The 17,555-nt window shown below is 61.3% G+C and carries 16 protein-coding genes; 8 read left to right on the plus strand and 8 right to left on the minus strand.

Features of this window, described 5'->3' with window-relative positions:
• Nucleotides 1-141 precede the first annotated feature (141 nt).
• The 4 genes from P406_RS07680 to glnT form a co-directional block, all read right to left on the minus strand.
• Nucleotides 142-1,482 carry an FMN-binding glutamate synthase family protein gene (locus tag P406_RS07680; RefSeq protein WP_046235855.1) on the minus strand — a complete coding sequence of 447 codons (1,341 nt, stop codon included), beginning with the start codon at nt 1,480-1,482 and terminating at the stop codon, nt 142-144.
• Between the two features lie 15 nt (nt 1,483-1,497).
• Complete coding sequence (locus tag P406_RS07685; RefSeq protein ID WP_046235856.1) at nt 1,498-2,181, minus strand: GltB/FmdC/FwdC-like GXGXG domain-containing protein; 684 nt, start codon at nt 2,179-2,181, stop codon at nt 1,498-1,500.
• Nucleotides 2,178-3,098, minus strand: a complete 921-nt coding sequence (locus tag P406_RS07690; RefSeq protein ID WP_046235857.1) for a class II glutamine amidotransferase — start codon at nt 3,096-3,098, stop codon at nt 2,178-2,180. The genes P406_RS07685 and P406_RS07690 overlap by 4 nt, the downstream gene beginning before the upstream one ends.
• Before the next feature lie 117 nt (nt 3,099-3,215).
• A complete protein-coding gene (glnT, locus tag P406_RS07695) occupies nt 3,216-4,550 on the minus strand; it encodes a type III glutamate--ammonia ligase (protein WP_004410830.1) in 1,335 nt (444 codons plus the stop codon).
• Nucleotides 4,551-4,838: 288 nt separating this feature from the next.
• Between glnT and P406_RS07700 the strand changes: the two genes are divergently transcribed.
• Nucleotides 4,839-5,444: a helix-turn-helix domain-containing protein gene (locus tag P406_RS07700; RefSeq protein WP_003423969.1), complete on the plus strand. Its 606-nt coding sequence runs from the start codon at nt 4,839-4,841 to the stop codon at nt 5,442-5,444.
• Between the two features lie 48 nt (nt 5,445-5,492).
• On the opposite strand, the gene P406_RS07705 is transcribed toward P406_RS07700, so the two are convergent.
• The 4 genes from P406_RS07705 to P406_RS07720 form a co-directional block, all read right to left on the minus strand.
• Complete coding sequence (locus P406_RS07705) at nt 5,493-6,659, minus strand: acetyltransferase domain-containing protein (protein WP_046235858.1); 1,167 nt, start codon at nt 6,657-6,659, stop codon at nt 5,493-5,495.
• Between the two features lie 51 nt (nt 6,660-6,710).
• Entirely contained in the window at nt 6,711-7,271 is a 561-nt protein-coding gene (locus tag P406_RS07710) for a gamma carbonic anhydrase family protein (protein WP_003367212.1), read from the minus strand.
• An 11-nt stretch (nt 7,272-7,282) separates the two neighbouring features.
• Entirely contained in the window at nt 7,283-8,188 is a 906-nt protein-coding gene (gene folE2 / locus P406_RS07715) for a GTP cyclohydrolase FolE2 (protein ID WP_046235859.1), read from the minus strand.
• Nucleotides 8,189-8,362: 174 nt separating this feature from the next.
• On the minus strand, nt 8,363-9,271 hold the full coding sequence (locus tag P406_RS07720) for a LysR substrate-binding domain-containing protein (RefSeq protein WP_003408081.1): 909 nt from the start codon (nt 9,269-9,271) through the stop codon (nt 8,363-8,365).
• 206 nt (nt 9,272-9,477) lie between these two features.
• Here P406_RS07720 and P406_RS07725 point away from each other — a divergent pair, with 206 nt between their 5' ends.
• The 7 genes from P406_RS07725 to P406_RS07755 all read left to right on the plus strand — a co-directional run bounded on the left by P406_RS07725 (nt 9,478) and on the right by P406_RS07755 (nt 17,544).
• Entirely contained in the window at nt 9,478-10,998 is a 1,521-nt protein-coding gene (locus P406_RS07725; RefSeq protein WP_046235860.1) for an ABC transporter substrate-binding protein, read from the plus strand.
• Nucleotides 10,999-11,100: 102 nt separating this feature from the next.
• Nucleotides 11,101-12,018 (plus strand): ABC transporter permease, encoded by a 918-nt coding sequence (locus tag P406_RS07730; RefSeq protein WP_003348343.1) that lies wholly within the window; start codon nt 11,101-11,103, stop codon nt 12,016-12,018.
• An 8-nt stretch (nt 12,019-12,026) separates the two neighbouring features.
• Nucleotides 12,027-12,935 (plus strand): ABC transporter permease, encoded by a 909-nt coding sequence (locus P406_RS07735; RefSeq protein ID WP_046235861.1) that lies wholly within the window; start codon nt 12,027-12,029, stop codon nt 12,933-12,935.
• A gap of 16 nt (nt 12,936-12,951) precedes the next feature.
• Nucleotides 12,952-13,953, plus strand: coding sequence for an ABC transporter ATP-binding protein (locus tag P406_RS07740; protein WP_046235862.1), 1,002 nt, complete (start codon nt 12,952-12,954; stop codon nt 13,951-13,953).
• Nucleotides 13,950-14,972, plus strand: a complete 1,023-nt coding sequence (locus tag P406_RS07745) for an ABC transporter ATP-binding protein (protein ID WP_046235863.1) — start codon at nt 13,950-13,952, stop codon at nt 14,970-14,972. Before P406_RS07740 ends, P406_RS07745 begins: the two co-directional genes overlap by 4 nt.
• Entirely contained in the window at nt 14,969-16,396 is a 1,428-nt protein-coding gene (locus P406_RS07750) for a M20 family metallopeptidase (protein ID WP_046235864.1), read from the plus strand. Before P406_RS07745 ends, P406_RS07750 begins: the two co-directional genes overlap by 4 nt.
• Nucleotides 16,393-17,544 (plus strand): M20 family metallopeptidase, encoded by a 1,152-nt coding sequence (locus tag P406_RS07755; RefSeq protein WP_046235865.1) that lies wholly within the window; start codon nt 16,393-16,395, stop codon nt 17,542-17,544. Before P406_RS07750 ends, P406_RS07755 begins: the two co-directional genes overlap by 4 nt.
• Nucleotides 17,545-17,555 lie beyond the last annotated feature (11 nt).

Raw genomic sequence — 17,555 nt, forward strand, 5'->3', positions numbered from 1 at the left:
ATTATGGAACGTCCTGGTTTTTTTTTTTTAATGATACGGCGACCACCGAGATCTACACTCTTTCCCTACACGACGCTCTTCCGATCTCGTTTCCGGCCCGACTTCGTCGGGTTCCTTCGCCTTCGAAAGCACGTTATGACGTCAGTAACCAGAACCCGAACCCGGAATCCATGATGTCCCGGCCAGGGGCACGCGGGCCATCGCCGCTGATTCGACGGTCAGTGCCACCAGGTCTTCCGGGTCGAGGTTGTGCAGGTGTGATTTACCGCATGCGCGGGCCATGGTCTGGGCTTCGAGGACGAGTACGCGCAGGTAGTTGGCCAAGCGCCGACCGCCTTCGACCGGGTCGAGACGTTTGGACAGTTCCGGGTCCTGGGTGGTGATGCCCGCTGGGTCGCGGCCGTTTTGCCAGTCGTCGTAGTAACCCGCTGCCGAGCCGATCTTTTTCAGTTCTTCGTCGAGCCGCGGATGGTTGTCGCCCAGTGCTATCAGCGCCGCCGTGCCGATCGCCACTGCGTCGGCACCCAGCGCCATGGCCTTGGCTACGTCGGCGCCGTTGCGGATGCCGCCGGAGACGATCAACTGCACCTTGCGATGCATGCCCATTTCCTGCAACGCCTGCACGGCTTGCGGGATGGCAGGCAGAATCGGGATGCCGACGTGTTCGATGAACACTTCCTGAGTCGCTGCCGTACCGCCCTGCATGCCGTCGAGCACGATCACGTCGGCGCCGGCTTTCACGGCCAGTTTCACGTCGTAGTAGGGACGACTGGCACCGATCTTCACGTAGATCGGCTTTTCCCAGTCGGTGATCTCGCGAATCTCGGCAATCTTGATCGCCAGATCGTCCGGGCCGGTCCAGTCCGGGTGACGGCAGGCCGAACGCTGATCGACGCCGACCGGCAAGGTACGCATGCCGGCCACCCGTTCGGTGACTTTCATGCCCAGCAACATGCCACCGCCGCCCGGTTTGGCGCCCTGCCCCAGCACGATCTCGATGGCATCGGCCTTGCGCAGGTCGTCCGGGTTCATGCCATAACGCGATGGCAGGTACTGATAGACCAGATGCTGCGACTGGCCACGCTCTTCCGGGGTCATGCCGCCGTCGCCGGTGGTGGTGCTGGTGCCCGCGATGGTCGCGCCACGGCCCAGTGCTTCCTTGGCGTTGGCCGACAGCGCGCCGAAGCTCATGCCGGCAATGGTTATCGGGATTTTCAGGTACAACGGTTTCTTGGCAAAACGATTGCCGAGCACCACGTCAGTGCCGCACTTCTCGCGGTAGCCTTCCAGCGGGTAGCGCGACACGCTGGCGCCGAGCAGCAACAGGTCGTCGAAGTGCGGCAGCTTGCGCTTGGTGCCGCCACCACGAATGTCGTAGATGCCGGTTTCCGCAGCACGCTGGATTTCCTGAATGGTCAGGCGATCGAAGGTGGCCGATTCGCGCAGGACTGGAGCAGGTTTGTGGCTGATAGGGTCGCTCATGGTAATGCTCCTGGATCAGTACGCGGAGGCGTTATCGACTTTGAAGTTGTACAGCTGACGGGCCGAGCCGTAGCGTTTGAAATCCGCCGCCTTCTCGTTGAAGCCCGCGCGATTGAGCAACTCCTGCAACTCCTGCAGATGCTCTTCACGCATCTCCTTGGCGATGCAGTCAGAGCCCAGTGACTCGACCTTGCCTTTGACGTAGATCCGCGTTTCATACAGCGAGTCGCCCAGCGCATCACCAGCGTCGCCGCAGACCACCAGCCGACCGGCCTGGCCCATGAAGCAGCTCATGTGGCCGATGCTGCCGCCGACCACGATGTCGATGCCTTTCATGGAAATCCCGCAACGCGCCCCGGCATCGCCTTCGATTACCAGCAAGCCGCCATGTGCCGTTGCGCCGGCCGCCTGCGAGGCACTGCCCTTGACCCGCACAGCGCCGGACATCATGTTTTCCGCGCAGCCGACACCGACGTTGCCGTGCACGGTGATCGACGCTTTCTGGTTCATCCCCGCGCAGTAGTAACCCGCGTGGCCCTTAATATCGATGGAGATGGCTTCGTTGACGCCGACCGCCAGGTTGTGTGCGCCATCGGGATGCGTGACCAGCCATTCGCGGTCCTGCAATTGCTTGACCTGATCGTGCAGGGCCTGGTTGAGATCACGCACGGTGGCGCTGGAAAGATCGACGGTTTTCATGGGCGTGCTCCCTCGGCTGGCTCGCGTTCCCAGATGTACATGGTGGCCGGGACCGGTTCCCAGACCCTGGCGTTTTCGATCCCCGGCAGGCTGGACAGCGCCTGATATTCCGAGGCCATGGCGACGTAGTCATCGGTTTCGGCAAGGATTGCCGGTTTGCAGGCGATAGGGTCGCGAATCACCGCAAAGCCGTTGCGTGTACCGATGGCGAAGGTAAAGAAGCCATCGAGGTCTTCAAGCGACTTGTCGAGCGCCTGTTTCAGGCTGTCGCCCTGTTGCAGACGCCAGGCCAGATACCCCGCCGCCACCTCGGTGTCGTTATCGGTCTCGAAGTGAATGCCTTCGCGGCGCAGGTTCTGGCGTAGACGGAAGTGATTGGACAGCGAGCCATTGTGCACCAGGCACAGGTCGGAGCCCGTGGAGAACGGGTGACTGCCTTCCATGGTCACGGCGCTTTCGGTGGCCATGCGCGTGTGGCCGATGATGTGGCTGCCTTTCATGGACGCCAGACCGAAACGTTCGGAAATCTCCCGCGGCAGGCCCATGCCCTTGAGGATCTCGATGCTCTGCCCGGCACTCATGATGCGCACGCTCGGTGCCAGTTCCGCCAGCGCAGCGCGCACCGGGGCTTCTTCTGCCTGAATCTTCAAGACCACGGCGCTGGCGTTCTGAAACCAGTCCAGCTGCGCGCTCAACCTTTCTTGCAGCGCCGCAATCAGCGCCGTGAAATCATACTGTTCGATGGTGGCCTGCAAGGTCAGCTTGACCCAGCCCTGCGCCACTTCATCGCCATAGATGGCGAACCCGGCACTGTCCGGTCCGCGGTCGGTCATGGCTTCGAGCATCGGCTCGAACAACTTGCCGAGTTGCGACTCCAGCGCCGGGTTTTTCAGATACAAACCAACGATTCCGCACATAAGCCTCACCTTGTTCGGGAGCGGCAAGCTTCACGCTGCAAGCCAACCGCATAGACAGAAAAATCAAATTCGCCGCAATCCAGCTTCTTCTTGCAGCCTGAAGCTTGAAACGTGCAGCTAGAAAAACTCGATATAGCGTTTCACTTCCCAGTCGCTCACGTGGCGGCTGTATTCCACCCATTCCATGCGCTTGAGGCGGATGAATTCATCGACAATCTCGCTGCCCAGCACTTCGCCAAACAACGGGTCGGCCTGCAGCGCGTCGCAGGCTTCGTTGAGCGACTGCGGCAGGGTCTTGATGCCCCGTGCGGCAATCTCTTCGAGGCTCAATGTGTAGAGGTTCTCGTTGCAGACGTGATCGATCTCCAGTTGCCGGTCGATACCGTCGAGCCCTGCGGCAATGATTGCGGCGCTGACCAGATACGGATTGCAACCAGCGTCGGGCAGACGAAACTCCAGACGGCCATAAGGCACGCGCACCATCGCCGAGCGGTTGTTGGCACCGAAGGCAATAAACGCCGGGGCCCAGGTGGCGCCCGAGAGTGAATTGCCGACCACCAGGCGTTTGTAGGAGTTGACCGTGGGTGCGGCAAAGGCACACAGCGCAGGTCCATGAGCCAAAAGACCCGCCGCGAAGTGATAGGCCAGTTTCGACAACCCCATGCCGCTCGGATCGCTGGCATCGTGGAACAGGTTCTTGTTGCTGGCACTGGCGATCGACAGGTGAAAGTGCATGCCGTTGCCGGCACGTTTGGGATCAGGCTTGGGCATGAACGAGCAGATCATGCCCATGTCATTGGCAATCTCTCCGGCGGCCATGCGGAAGAAGGTGAAACGGTCAGCCGATTCCATGGCCTCGCTGTAGGTGTAATTGATCTCGAACTGGCCGTTGGCGTCTTCATGATCGATCTGATAGATGTCGAAACCCACTGGCTGCAGTGCCTCGGTCAGGCGCTCGAGAAACGCGCGAGAACGCGACAGCCCTTTGTAGTCGTAGCAGGGCTTGTCGAGGTTATCGCTGGCATCGACCATCTGCAGACTGCCGGTGACGTCGCGCTTGAACAGGCTGAACTCGGGCTCCAGGCCGGTATTGAGGGTCCAGCCACGCTGGCTGAGGCGTTCGACCTGCTGCTGCAACACGTAGCGGCTGTCATAAGGCCAGGGTTTGCCATCCACATGGCCGATGCACACTACCCGTCCATAGCCCGGCTGCCATGGCACCGGGGTCAGCGACGACAGATCACCCCTGGCCATGAAGTCCGGCCCGTGGGGCTCCATGCCCATCCCGCAAATCGCGAAACCGGCAAAGCCGGCACCGTCCTCTGCAACCATTTCCAAACCTGTCACAGGAACCGATTTGGTCTTGGCCGAACCATGAATGTCGACGAACTGAGCCAGTACGTACTTGATGCCGTGCTGTTCGATCAGACGCTGTGTTTCGGGTGGCAACATGGGACGTGTCTCCTGGCAAAAGCAAAACGTTTCAAGGAAGGGCCGCTGTTCACTGCCTTTCGGGATATATTCCGAACAGGAAAGTTACTTTCCCTTTAGGAATGCAAGGCGCTTGCCAGTTTGGTATGCCAATTAAACGAAGTGACTCAGGAGGGGTAATTCTGCTGTTTATATGGGAAACTCGTTTTCCCTGTGGGAATAATCTGCAACCCGGCCACACCACGGTCAGGCGAAACGCACATTCCCAGTGCGAAATAAAAATTATTGAACGGAAACCGTGCAAAGCCGATGAACATGCCGACCGACCCTCATCCGAAATTGAAGCTCGAGCAGTACCTGGGCATTCAGATCAAGCGTCAGCGCCAGGCTCAGGAACTGAAGCTCGCCGACGTGGCGCGCATCGCCGGTATCAGCCAGGGCATGCTGAGCAAGATCGAGAACGCGCAGGTCTCGACCAGCCTCGACAACCTCAGCCGCCTGTGCGACGTGCTGGGCATGCCCATGTCCAAACTGTTCAGCCAGTACGACCAGCAAGGCAGCAGTGCCTTGCTGGTGAAGGCCGATGAAGGACTCGAAGTGGTGAGGCGCGGCACCGAGAAAGGCCACACCTATCACCTGCTCAACCATACCCGTGGGCCGAAGAAGAGTTTCGAGGCGTACATGGTGACGATGGACGATGCCAGCGAAGAGTTTCCGACCTTCTCACACCCAGGTACGGAGTTTCTGCACCTGCTGGAAGGCGAGCTGATTTACCGCCACGGCAACCAGTTGTATCCGATGCAGGCCGGTGACAGCCTGACCTTCGATGGCGACATCCCCCATGGCCCCGAGCAACTGGTGCAGGTGCCGATCAAACTGCTGTCGATCATGAATTACGGGGCGCACGGAGATTGACGCCAGGCGAGACGCGGTACGCCAGCAGGCGCACCGCTGTTGCCGGGACTAGAAGTATTTCAGCCAGCTGATATCCCGACGACGAGCCTTGAGCGCGGCGAACCAGCGCACCGCCGGGAACAGCAGTACGGCCAGTACCACCGAGGTCAGCCAGACGCCCCACATGTGGTCGAAACCGAAGTACGTGCCCTGATTGGTGCCCCAGATCGCCAAGGCAATCAGGTACAGAATTTTCAGCACGTAAAGGTGCAGCAGGTAGAAAAACATCGGCGCCGAACCGAGTACCACCAGCGGCCGCAACGCGCTTTTTTCCTGACCGCGTTCGAAGGCGATGAGGATCAGCAGACCAATCCCCAGCGTCAGGCAGATGAACAGCAGCGACGGCGGGTATTTGGTGATGTTGAAGAAGCTCATGACCGTCTGTACGCCGGTATCGCCGACGCTCCACGGCTTTTCGCCGTAGCCGTTGATCAGGCGCAGGACCACGAAGCCCAGCAGCGCCCCTGCCCCACACTTCCACAGGTTCGCACGGCGTTTCGCCGCGTCGTAGCTGCTTGAGAACCAGGGGCCTGCGGCGTAGCCCAGTGCGATGATGCCGATCCACGGCAACAACGGATACGAGGTGCGCAAGCGCAGGTTATCGGAAGCCTCGATCCAGCCACGGTCGTGCAGGATCGCCCACGGCACGTGCATGGCCGACTCGACACCGAAATGCACGGTGTCCAGCAGGTTATGCCCGGCAATGATCACCACACCGATGACCACCAGCGCCCAGCGCGGCAGGAACACCATCAGCGACAGCGCGACCATGCTCAGGCCGATGGCCCAGATCACTTGCAGGTAGATGATGGTCGGCGGGAACTGGAAGGTCCAGGCAAAGCTCACCAGGGTGAACTCCAGCGCAATCAGAAACAGACCGCGCTTGAGCAGGAACGCCGCAACGTCGCTTTTGCCCTGGTGTTTCTCGCCATAGAGGAACGCCGAAAGCCCGGTCAGCAGGACGAACAGTGGCGCACACAAATGCGCCAGCGTCCGGCTGAAAAACAGCTCGGGCGCGGTGGTGGTGACGTCCATCGGGTCGATGACCTGGTGGTGCATGAAGAACGTTTCGCGGACATGGTCCAGCAACATGAAAAGAATGATCAGCCCGCGCAGAGCATCGATTGAGCGCAGCCGTGATGCGGGTGCCCGGGTTGAGTGAACAGCTGTTGTCATGAAAGATCCAGATCCGTGGGCGGAAGTGCAATGAGTCGAGGGTGTCCTGAGTCAGAACTCGTTCTGAAGCGCCTTGTAGCCGCGCACCAGATCAATATTGGTGTGCGCCACATCTTCGGAAAACTCCGAAGCCGAAATGCTCACCGGTGGGAATTGCGAAAGGTCAGTGCCCGGCCCGATCCGTGTGGTGGACGGCACGTAAAAGTGCTCCGGTAAATCGCGACCGTCGACCACCGAGTTGTGCCTGACCACGCTGCCGTTGCCGACCTGGCAATTGAACAACACGCTATTGAAACCGATGAACACGCGATCTCCGACCATGCAAGGTCCGTGCACGATGGAGCGGTGGGCGATCGAGGTGAACTCGCCGATGGTGACAGCAGCACCTGATTTCGAATGGATCACCACGCCATCCTGAATGTTGGAATTGGCACCGATGACGATCGGTTCCATGTCTCCGGTGGCATCGACTTCGTCGGCGCGGATCACGGCGTAGGGCCCGACAAACACGTTGTCCTTGATGATCACCTTGCCGCAGATGATCGCGGTTTTATCGATGTAGGCGGACTCGGCAATGACCGGCAGATGGCCGGAAGGATTTTTACGGATCACGGAATGAAACCTCAGGACAGGTAGTTGGAAGTCTGGGCAGCGGCATCGTGCGGGTGCAGGCTTTCGAAGTGACGAACACTGACGCTGGAAGCTGCATAGCGGCCCTCGAGTGCTTGCTGGACCTTGCGCGCAGCGTCTTCGACGTACATCAGGTTCTGGCCGTTGAGCCGCGCGAAAGCCTGTTCGTCGGCGCGCTTGACAGCGGTTTGTACCGGGGTGCCCAACGCCTGTTCGACAAGGTCGATCAGCGTCATCAGGCCCAGTTCGGTCGCCTGCTCCGCCACCCGCACCTGCACCGTCGCAACGCTGCGCTGGCTGTGCGGCGTGGCGAACGATGCGTTCTCGCGCAACCAGGCGGCGACCTGCATCGGATCGACAAACGACTGCCTGCCGAAGCGCGCCGCGAATGCCTCTTCCAGCAATTGGCGAGACAATGCGGCCGAGCACGGACAGGTGGACGAGTAGGTGACATCCACCGAACTGTCGAGGCACAGCCGACCGGCATGCCAGGTGGCATCGAGGGTCACGGGGTAGGATTTCCAGCCGCTGAGCCCTTCGGTAATCAACGCCGGGCGACGGCACAGCAGATTGAAGCTCAGCTTGAGTCGGGCGTGGCTGGAGTGACAGTCGAGGTGACTCTCGACCATGGCTTCCAGCAAGGCAGACAGCGTATCGGGGCTGACGATCTGCCGTTCGGCATAGCCGTCGAGCAGCCGATAGAGTCGCGACATGTGGATGCCCTTGACGCTCGGGTCGGCCAAATCGACCTGCAGATCGACATGCGCGTGAACAGGATGACGAATGCTCGCTTCAGCCAGTCTGATCGGCACTTCCACACCTTGCATGCCGACCCAGTCGAGTGAAACCAGCGCCGGGGAAATTTCCGTCAGGGCAACATCCGGGAGAGGTTTGTTCATGTGCGTCGTTCGTCTCGTTGGCGAACTTCACCACGCGGGCGAAGCCTGATGTTGGCGGTTCACAGCCGTGCAGTGCACGGCCATAAATTCGTTACACTATAACATCATGCTTGCGAACTTCATCAACCAAAGGTTACTCACTCCACACAGCGCTCCCGCAATACCGCCAGCGGCTCAGGTCTTTGCCAGTTCCTCGATCAGAAAATCCCGGAAGGCAGCAACTGCAGCGGGAAGGTTGCGCCCGGCCATGCTTTGCAACTCGATACGCCGTGCCTTCATGCCATCGTCACTGATCGGCAGCGATTTGAGCTGTTTTTCATGGGCGCGTTTGTCGAGTGTCATCTCGCTGGACAGGCTGATCCCGCCCTCCTCCCGAACAAACCGCAGCAACGCGCCGATGTAGTTGCTGGTCAGCACCGGATCGAACAGCAGGCCCTGCACGCCGCAGCAGATATCAAACAACTGGCGCAAGGTCGTGTCGGTATTGGTCAGGGCGATGGCGTAAGGCTGCAGCTCAGCCAGCGTGACCTCCTTGCGGGCGGCCAGCGGATGGTTATGACTGACCACTGCGCAGATCGCGCCGCTGTGGATGTGCTCGACCTTGATCTCGTTCTGCGGCGTCAGGCTGAAGGTCAGGCACAGGTCAGCGTCGCCCGAGCGCACCCGTTCGGTGGCCTGCGCCGGGGCACAGACCTCCATCGAGAAATGGATGCCCTGGTACTGCCGCCGAAAGCGCGCAATGCACTGCGGCAGAAAATCCAGGGCAAAGCCCTCGGAGCAGGCGATGCGCACATGCCCACGCTGCAAGCCTTGCAGCTCGGTAATTTCCAGTACCACCTGCTCGGCCTCAAGCTGTGATTTGCGTGCATAGGCCGCCAGGCGAACCCCCGCCTCGCTGAGCATCATGCCGCGCGCCTGACGCTCGAAGAGCACCGCATCCAGTTCCCGCTCCAGTTTGCTGATCTGTCGACTGACCGCCGAAGACGCGACATTGAGGCGGATCGAGGCTTCGCTGATCGATCCGCACCGCGCCACTTCGAGGAAGTAGCGCAAGGCCGTGGACTGTACGCCGTAGAGTTGCATCAATGCTCCTGCGTTGCCTTTTCAGCAATGAAAGGTTCGAAATATTGTGCTTGTGGCATTGATACGCTTTGCCTAGAGTCGTGTCGAGGCGCAATTCATCAAAACAACCCAATCAAAAGAACACTGCGGCCTCGTTGCTTCCTCCTTCTCGCATTTGCGACCCACTGCCCTTTGATACATCCACTTTGCCTTTTGGAGACGACGGCATGGGAATCAAGGGTTTCGCTCGCAGCATCGCGCTATTGAGCCTGTTCAGCAGTTTCTCCGTCCTGGCCGGCAAGGCTGACGACACACTGGTCTACGCCTCCGACAGCGAACCGGAAAACATCAGCCCCTATCACAACGATTTGCGCGAAGGCGTGATCCTCGGTCGCCTGATCTGGGACAACCTGGTCTATCGCAACCCGGACAATGGCGAGTACCAACCGATGCTCGCCACCAGCTGGAAACAGGTCGACGATACGACCATCGATTTCCAGCTGCGCCAGGGCGTGAAGTTTCACAACGGCGACCCGTTTACCGCAGATGACGTGGTGTTCACCCTCAATTATGTGGTGTCTCCCGAGTCCAAGGTGGTCACGGTACAAAACGTCGACTGGATCAAGAGCGCCGAAAAACTGGGTGATTACAGCGTTCGTCTGCACCTGAAAAAGCCCTTCCCGCCTGCGCTGGAATACCTCTCCAACGCCGTACCGATGTTCCCGAAAAAATATTTCGAAGAAGTCGGGCTGGCAGGCTTCAGCCGTAAACCGGTCGGCACCGGGCCTTACAAGGTGACGGCCATCGCCACCGGCGAAGGCGTGAAAATGGACAAGAACCCGGACTACTTCAAGGACAGCCCGCAGGGTCAGCCAAAGATCGGGCACATCAACTTCCGGGTGATCGCCGATGCCGAAACGCGTCTGGCCGAGCTGATGACCGGTGGCGTCGACTGGACCTGGCGGGTTGCACCGGATCAGGCGGAAAACCTCAAGGCCATGCCCAATCTGGTGGTCACCAGCGGTGCGACAATGCGCATTGGTTTTCTGATTCTCGACGCGCGCGGCACCTCCAGCGCCGATTCGCCGATGAAGCACCTGAAAGTACGTCAGGCGATCAACTACGCGATCAATCGGGATGGCCTGGCTTCGCAACTGGTCGGCGGCGAAAGCAAGCCGTTGCAAGTCGCCTGCTACCCTGGCCAGTTCGGTTGTGACACCACCGCCGCCACGGTCTACAACTACGACCCGGCAAAGGCCAAGGCGCTGCTCGCCGAAGCCGGCTACCCGAACGGCTTTGAAACCGAAATCTTCGCTTACCGCGACCGCGACTACGTGGAAGCCATCATCGGCAACCTGCGCGCGGTGGGCATCAACGCCAAGCTGCGCTACCTGAAGTACGCCGCCCTGCGTGATCAGCAGCGAGGCGGCAAAGTACCGATGTCGTTCCAGGCCTGGGGCTCGTTCTCGATCCTCGACACCTCGGCGTCGGCAGGTACCTGGTTCAAGGGCAACCCCGACGACAACATCAAGGACCCGCAAGTCCAGAGTTGGCTGCAGACCGCCGACAACGCGCTGGACCCGCAGGTGCGCAAGGACAACTACCGCAAGGCGTTGCAGCGCATCAGCGAGCAGGCCTACTGGGCGCCGCTGTTCAACTACTCGATGAACTACGCCTACGTCTCGGACTTGAATTTCAAGCCTTACCCGGACGAGCTGCCGCGCTTCGTGCTGTCGAGCTGGAAATAAGCGCTTGCCCAGGCCAGTCGGTGAACCTGGCTGCAAGGCGCATGACGCGCCTTGCAGTTGGGTCAGCCACCCCGTCATTCCCTGAACACAAGGTCACTTGCCATGTTCGGATTTCTCTTGCGCCGCCTGGGCATTGCCCTGTGCGTAGCGATTACCGTATCGGTGATCAGCTTTTCCCTGCTGCACCTGTCCGGCGATCTGGCCACTGCCATCGGTGGGCCGGAAGCCAGCAGCGAGCAGATCGAACAGATCCGGGTGCAGTACGGCCTCAACAAGCCGTTGGTTACGCAGTATTTCGAATGGCTGGCCGACGTGGTGCGCCTCGATCTGGGCGACTCGTTCTTCTTTCAGGAGTCGGTCTACAACCTGATCGCCTCGCGCCTGTCGATCACCCTCGGGCTGGGTGCGATGGCCCTGAGTATTGCGCTGCTGATCGCCATTCCGCTGGGTGTGCTGGCCGCGGTGAAACGCGACACGTGGATTGATCGCCTGGCACTGAGCATCGCAGTACTGGGTCAGGCGATGCCGAGTTTCTGGTTCGCGCTGATGCTGATCGTGGTGTTTTCGGTCACCCTGAAATGGCTGCCGGTGTCAGGCAATTCGACCTGGGCGCACTTCGTGATGCCGGCCATCGCCCTCGGTTATTACGCCACGCCGGCGATCATGCGCCTGACCCGTGCGGGCATGCTCGACGTGCTCAACTCCGATTACATCCGCACCGCGCGGGCCAAGGGCCTGCGCCCTGCCACCGTGCTGTTCAAGCATGCGCTGCGCAACGCGCTGATTCCGGTGGTGGCCCTCGCCGCCGTGGAATTCGGTTTCATGCTCGGCGGTTCGGTGGTCATCGAGACGGTTTTCTCGCTGCAGGGCATTGGCCAGTTGGCCTGGGACGCGATTGCCCGTGACGACTTCCCGGTGGTGCAGGCGGTCGTGCTGTTGATCGCAGTGATCTACATCGTCCTCACCCTGCTGGCCGACGTGCTCAACGCACTGCTCGACCCGCGCATCCGCGTGAAATAGGAGGCCCCATGAGCACAACCACCTCATCGCCGCTGCTGATCAACGATTACCAGCCTCCAGCGCGCAGCGTCTGGCGCACCTTGCGCAGCAGCTTCGCGCATCGCGGCTTCGCCATCGGCGCGGTACTGCTGCTGATCATCATGCTCGGCGCCCTGTTCGCGCCCTGGCTGGCCCCCTACGACCCTTATGCGCAGGACGTGATGTTGCGCATGAAACCGCCGGTGTGGATGGCCAACGGCACCTGGGACTACGTGCTGGGCACCGACAAACTGGGCCGCGATTACCTGTCACGCCTGCTCTACGGCGCACGCATCTCGTTGTTCATCGGCTTCTCGGCCGCGCTGATCTCCGGAATCATCGGCACCATCATGGGCCTGTTGGCCGGTTACTTTGGCGGCAAGACCGATGCACTGATCAGCTACCTGATTACCACCCGCCTGGCGATGCCGGTAGTGATGATCGCGCTGGCCTCCGCGTCGCTGATCGGTGGTTCGCTGAAAGTGGTGATCGTACTGCTTGGCTGCCTGCTCTGGGACCGTTTTGCCGTGGTGGTGCGCGCTGCCGTGCAGCAGATTCGCGACGCTGAATACGTCGCCTCGGCCCAGGCCCTGGGTTGCTCGACGCTGCGCATTCTGGCCAGCGAAATCCTGCCCAATCTGGTCGGTGCGCTGATCGTCGTCGCTACGCTGGAAATGGCTCACGCAATCCTCCTCGAGTCGGCCCTGTCGTTTCTCGGGGTTGGCGTGCAGCCGCCCATTCCTTCATGGGGGCTGATGATCGCCGAGGGCAAACCGTACATGTTCTTTTCCCCTTGGGTCATCGCCATTCCCGGCGTCGCCCTGATGGTGCTGGTGCTGGGCATCAACCTGGTCGGTGACGGCCTGCGCGACCTGATCCTGCCCGACGGGCGCAACTGACAGAGGAGATACGCACATGGCGCTTTTGCATGTTGAAAACCTGCGTGTCGAGATTCCTCTCGGGCAAGACACACTCCACGCAGTGCGCGGCCTGGACTTTCAGGTCGAGCGCGGCGAAATGCTGTGCATCGTCGGCGAGTCCGGGTGCGGCAAATCCCTGACTTCGCTGGCACTCATGGACCTGCTGCCGCGCAAGGCCCGACGTACCGCAACGACGCTGAGCCTGGACGGCATCGACATGCTGACCCAGAGCGAGCGGCAGATGTGCGACCTGCGCGGCAACCGCCTGGCGATGATCTTTCAGGAGCCCATGACCTCGCTGAACCCGGCCTACAGCATTGGCGATCAGCTCAGCGAAGTGCTCACCCGACACCGCAAGGTGTCGCGCAAGGAGGCCCTGCAGCGCGCCGCGCAGATGCTCGAGAAAGTCGGGATCAGCAACGCGGGCGAGCGCTTGCGCCAGTATCCGCATCAACTGTCGGGCGGCCTGCGCCAGCGGGTGATCATCGCCATGGCCCTGATGTGCGAGCCGGACGTGATTATCGCCGACGAACCGACCACTGCGCTGGACGTGACCATTCAGGCGCAGATCCTGCGCCTGATCCGCGACATCCAGAAGGAGCTGGGTCTGGCCGTGATCTTCATCACCCACGACCTGGGGCTGGTGGCACGTATCGCCGACCGGGTCGCGGTGATGTACGCCGGACAGATCGTCGAGACCGCCCCGGCCATCGAGTTGTTCGAGAACCCGCAACACCCCTATACCCGCGGCTTGCTGACAAGCATACCGATCCCCGGGCGCACTCAGCCGGGCCAGCCGCTGGGGTCGATTCCGGGGCTGGTGCCCAGTCTGGTGGGCGAGCAACACGGCTGCGCATTCCGCAATCGCTGCCCGCAAGCGATCCCGGCCTGTGCCGGTGACGTCCCGCCGATCAATAGCCACAACCACATGACTCGCTGCCTGTTTGCCGCAGCGGGCGCCGAACCTGTGTTTCACCGTGAGGGCGTACCGTCATGAATACCGCCGTGAAACAGGTTCCGACTGCCAGCGTCAAGAAAGACATAGCGCTGGAACTGTGCGATATACGCCGCGAATTCAGCATCAGTCGTGGTTTTTTCAAACCCGATGCCACGCTCAAAGCCGTCGATGGTGTGTCGCTACGCCTGATGCGTGGCGAAACACTCGGGCTGGTCGGCGAATCGGGCTGCGGTAAAAGTACCCTGGCGAAGATGCTGCTGGGGTTGCTTGCGCCCAGCAGCGGCGACGTACTGGTCAACGGCAAGCACCTCGCCGGCACCGACCGCAAGGAGATGGCGCGGCGCATTCAGCCGATCTTTCAGGACCCCTACTCGTCACTCAACCCGCGCAAGACCCTGCGCGAGATCGTCACGCTGCCGCTGATCGTGCATGGCATCGGCACCCCGGCCGAACGTCGCCAGCGCGCCGAAGCGATGATGGACGTGGTCGGCTTGCCCAAACGCGTGATCGACAGTTACCCGAGCCAGCTTTCCGGTGGCCAGCGCCAGCGTGTGGCGATTGCCCGGGCGCTGGTGATGCGCCCGGATGTGTTGATCTGCGACGAGCCGACTTCGGCGCTGGACGTTTCAGTGCAGGCGCAGATTCTCAACCTGTTACAGGAGCTCAAACAGGAATTCGGCCTGACTTACCTGCTGATCAGCCATAACCTGGCGGTCATCGAACATCTGGCCGACCGCGTGGCGGTCATGTACCTGGGGCGGATCGTCGAAGAGCACAGCCGCGAATCCTTGTTCGCCCGGCCCGGCCATCCCTACACCCAGGCGTTGCTGGACTCGGTGCTGACCCCGGACCCGCATCTGGGCATTCCCGATCTGGGTTTGCACGGCACCTTTCCCAACCCCATGTCGCCGCCGTCCGGCTGTGCCTTTCATCCACGCTGCCCGGCGTGCATGCCGGTGTGCAAGGAAAAAGCCCCGGCCATTGGCCGCATGGAAGGCGGAACCGTTCGCTGCCACCTGCACGACACCTCGAAACCTCTGGAGCAGATGCCCTCATGAGTAGCCGTTCGCACGCCATCGAAAACGTCACTGAACAGTTCGACAACGGCGCCTTTTTCGCCCTGCTCGGCAAAAGCGTTGCCTACCCGACCCAGAGCCAGGAGGCCGAGAGCCTGCCCGAGCTGTATCGTTATCTTCAAGAGTTCATCACCCCGCATGTCGAGCGTCTGGGTTTCAGCGTTACCGTGCATCACAACCCGGTCGCCGGACGCGGCCCGCTGATGATCGCCACGCGCATCGAAGCCGCTGAACTGCCAACGCTGCTCAGTTACGGCCACGGGGACGTGGTTCGCGGCTATGACGCGCAGTGGCAGACCGGCCTGTCGCCTTGGCAGGTGATCGAACGTGGCGAGCGCTGGTACGGGCGCGGCACCGCCGACAACAAGGGTCAGCACCTGATCAACCTGACGGCACTGGAGCAGACCCTCAAGGCTCGCGATGGCAAGCTGGGCTTCAACGTCAAACTGCTTCTGGAAATGGGCGAAGAAGATGGCTCTCCCGGCCTGAGCGCGTTCTGCCAGGCCCACGCCGAAGAGCTCGCCGCCGACATCTTTATCGCCTCCGATGGCCCGCGCCTCGCAGCGGCACGCCCTACCCTGTTTCTCGGCTCGCGCGGGGTGTTCAACTTCGAGCTGACGGTAAACCTGCGCGAAGGCGCGCACCATTCCGGCAACTGGGGCGGCCTGCTGGCCAACCCGGGGATCATTCTGGCCAATGCCATCGCCAGCATGGTCGATGAGCATGGCCGGGTGAAAGTCGCGGGGCTGATGCCCAAAGCCATTCCCGACGCTGTGAAGGCCGCGTTGGCGGATATCGAGGTCGGCGGCGGCCCCGGCGATCCGGACATCGACGCCGACTGGGGCAACCCGGCGCTGTCGCTCAGCGAAAAAGTCTTCGGCTGGAACACCCTCGACGTCCTCGCCTTCAAGACCGGCAACCCGGACGCCCCGGTACACGCCATTCCCGGCAAGGCTCACGCGTTGTGTCACATTCGCTTTGTGGTCGACAGCGATTACAACGCATTCATCCCCGCGGTGCGCGCGCACCTCGATGCCCACGGCTTCGATCGTGTCGAGGTCAGGCAGACGCGTATGGACGTGATGCACGCCACGCGCCTGTCGCCGGACAGCCCGTGGGTCGGCTGGGCGCTGGATTCGCTGGCCACCACCACTGGCAAGAAACCCGCACTGCTGCCCAATCTGGGCGGTTCGCTGCCCAATGACGTGTTCGCTGAAGTGCTGGGCCTGCCGACGGTCTGGGTGCCACACTCATACCCGGCGTGCTCGCAGCATGCGCCTGATGAGCACTTGCTGGCTCCGGTGGTCAAGGAAAGCCTGCAAATCATGGCCGGACTGTTCTGGGACCTGGGCACGGACGGCGCACGACTGACACGGGAGCAGCGGGCACAGGAGCTGAGTGAATGAACGAGGCACAACTGCACGCCACCGCGTGGCTGGCCGAGCAATATGAGGCGATGGAAGCACTGCTGCAGCGCCTGGTCGATACCGATTCCAACAGCTACGACAAGGTCGGCGTCGACGCAGTCGGTGACCTGCTCTGCGCACAATTGCAGGCTGACGGAATCAGCGTCGAGCGTATCCCGGTCGAGGGTTTCGGCGATGTGTTGCTGGCTGAATTGCCCGGCGGACCCGGCAAACCAGTGTTGCTGCTGGGTCATCGCGACACCGTATTCCCCAAGGGCACCACTACAACACGCGGCTACACAAAAGACAGTGAGCTAGCCTACGGCCCTGGCGTGGCCGACATGAAAGGCGGACTGGTGCTCAACTGCTTTGCGCTGAAGGCATTGAAGCGCGCAGGCCCGCTGCCGTTCCCGGTGCAGATTCTGTATACCGGCGACGAGGAAATCGGCTCAGCCAGCGCTCGCAGCCACATCGAACACTACGCCCGCCAGGCGCGTGCGGTGCTCAATCCCGAGCCAGGACGCGCCAGCGGCAATGTGGTCAGCGCGCGCAAAGGCGGTGCCACGTTGATCATCGAAGTCAGCGGCCGCGCAGCGCATTCGGGAGTCAATCATGCCGACGGCGCCAGTGCCATCCAGGCGCTGGCGCACAAGGTGATCAAGTTGCATGCATTGACTGATTACGCAGCGGGCATCACCACCAATGTCGGGCTGATCTGCGGTGGCACCTCCAGCAACACGGTAGCGCCCAGCGCCACGGCGAAGCTCGACGTGCGTTTTGTCGAGCTTCGCCAATGGGCGGAAATACTTGCAGCCGTGCAGGCGATCGTCGCCGAAGAGGAACTGCCCGGGACGTCGGCCAGACTGCTGGAAGCCACCACCTTCCTGCCGATGGAATCTCGGCACAGCACCGATTTGCTGAGTATTTATCAGGGCCTCGCGCAGGAACTGGGTTTCAGCGTGGAGGGCGAATTCACCGGAGGCTGCGCCGACTCGGGTTTTACCGCCAGCCTCGGGATCCCGACCCTGTGCGGCCTCGGCCCGGTGGGCGGCAAGGTTCACACCGACCGCGAGTACCTGGAACTGAAAACCCTGGTGCCCAGAGGCCAGGCGCTGGTCGCGACGATTCTGGCGCTGGGGGATGTTTGAAGAGACTGCCC

Source organism: Pseudomonas syringae pv. coryli str. NCPPB 4273, from assembly GCF_000972175.1.
Classification (GTDB): Bacteria; Pseudomonadota; Gammaproteobacteria; order Pseudomonadales; family Pseudomonadaceae; genus Aquipseudomonas; species Aquipseudomonas syringae.

Coding starts and splice junctions, on each gene's coding strand:
- P406_RS07680 (WP_046235855.1), bottom strand. CDS start 1,482: ATGAGCGACCCTATCAGCCACAAACCTGCTCCAGTCCTGCGCGAATCG.
- P406_RS07685 (WP_046235856.1), bottom strand. CDS start 2,181: ATGAAAACCGTCGATCTTTCCAGCGCCACCGTGCGTGATCTCAACCAG.
- P406_RS07690 (WP_046235857.1), bottom strand. CDS start 3,098: ATGTGCGGAATCGTTGGTTTGTATCTGAAAAACCCGGCGCTGGAGTCG.
- glnT (WP_004410830.1), bottom strand. CDS start 4,550: ATGTTGCCACCCGAAACACAGCGTCTGATCGAACAGCACGGCATCAAG.
- P406_RS07700 (WP_003423969.1), top strand. CDS start 4,839: ATGAACATGCCGACCGACCCTCATCCGAAATTGAAGCTCGAGCAGTAC.
- P406_RS07705 (WP_046235858.1), bottom strand. CDS start 6,659: ATGACAACAGCTGTTCACTCAACCCGGGCACCCGCATCACGGCTGCGC.
- folE2 (WP_046235859.1), bottom strand. CDS start 8,188: ATGAACAAACCTCTCCCGGATGTTGCCCTGACGGAAATTTCCCCGGCG.
- P406_RS07720 (WP_003408081.1), bottom strand. CDS start 9,271: ATGCAACTCTACGGCGTACAGTCCACGGCCTTGCGCTACTTCCTCGAA.
- P406_RS07725 (WP_046235860.1), top strand. CDS start 9,478: ATGGGAATCAAGGGTTTCGCTCGCAGCATCGCGCTATTGAGCCTGTTC.
- P406_RS07730 (WP_003348343.1), top strand. CDS start 11,101: ATGTTCGGATTTCTCTTGCGCCGCCTGGGCATTGCCCTGTGCGTAGCG.
- P406_RS07735 (WP_046235861.1), top strand. CDS start 12,027: ATGAGCACAACCACCTCATCGCCGCTGCTGATCAACGATTACCAGCCT.
- P406_RS07740 (WP_046235862.1), top strand. CDS start 12,952: ATGGCGCTTTTGCATGTTGAAAACCTGCGTGTCGAGATTCCTCTCGGG.
- P406_RS07745 (WP_046235863.1), top strand. CDS start 13,950: ATGAATACCGCCGTGAAACAGGTTCCGACTGCCAGCGTCAAGAAAGAC.
- P406_RS07750 (WP_046235864.1), top strand. CDS start 14,969: ATGAGTAGCCGTTCGCACGCCATCGAAAACGTCACTGAACAGTTCGAC.
- P406_RS07755 (WP_046235865.1), top strand. CDS start 16,393: ATGAACGAGGCACAACTGCACGCCACCGCGTGGCTGGCCGAGCAATAT.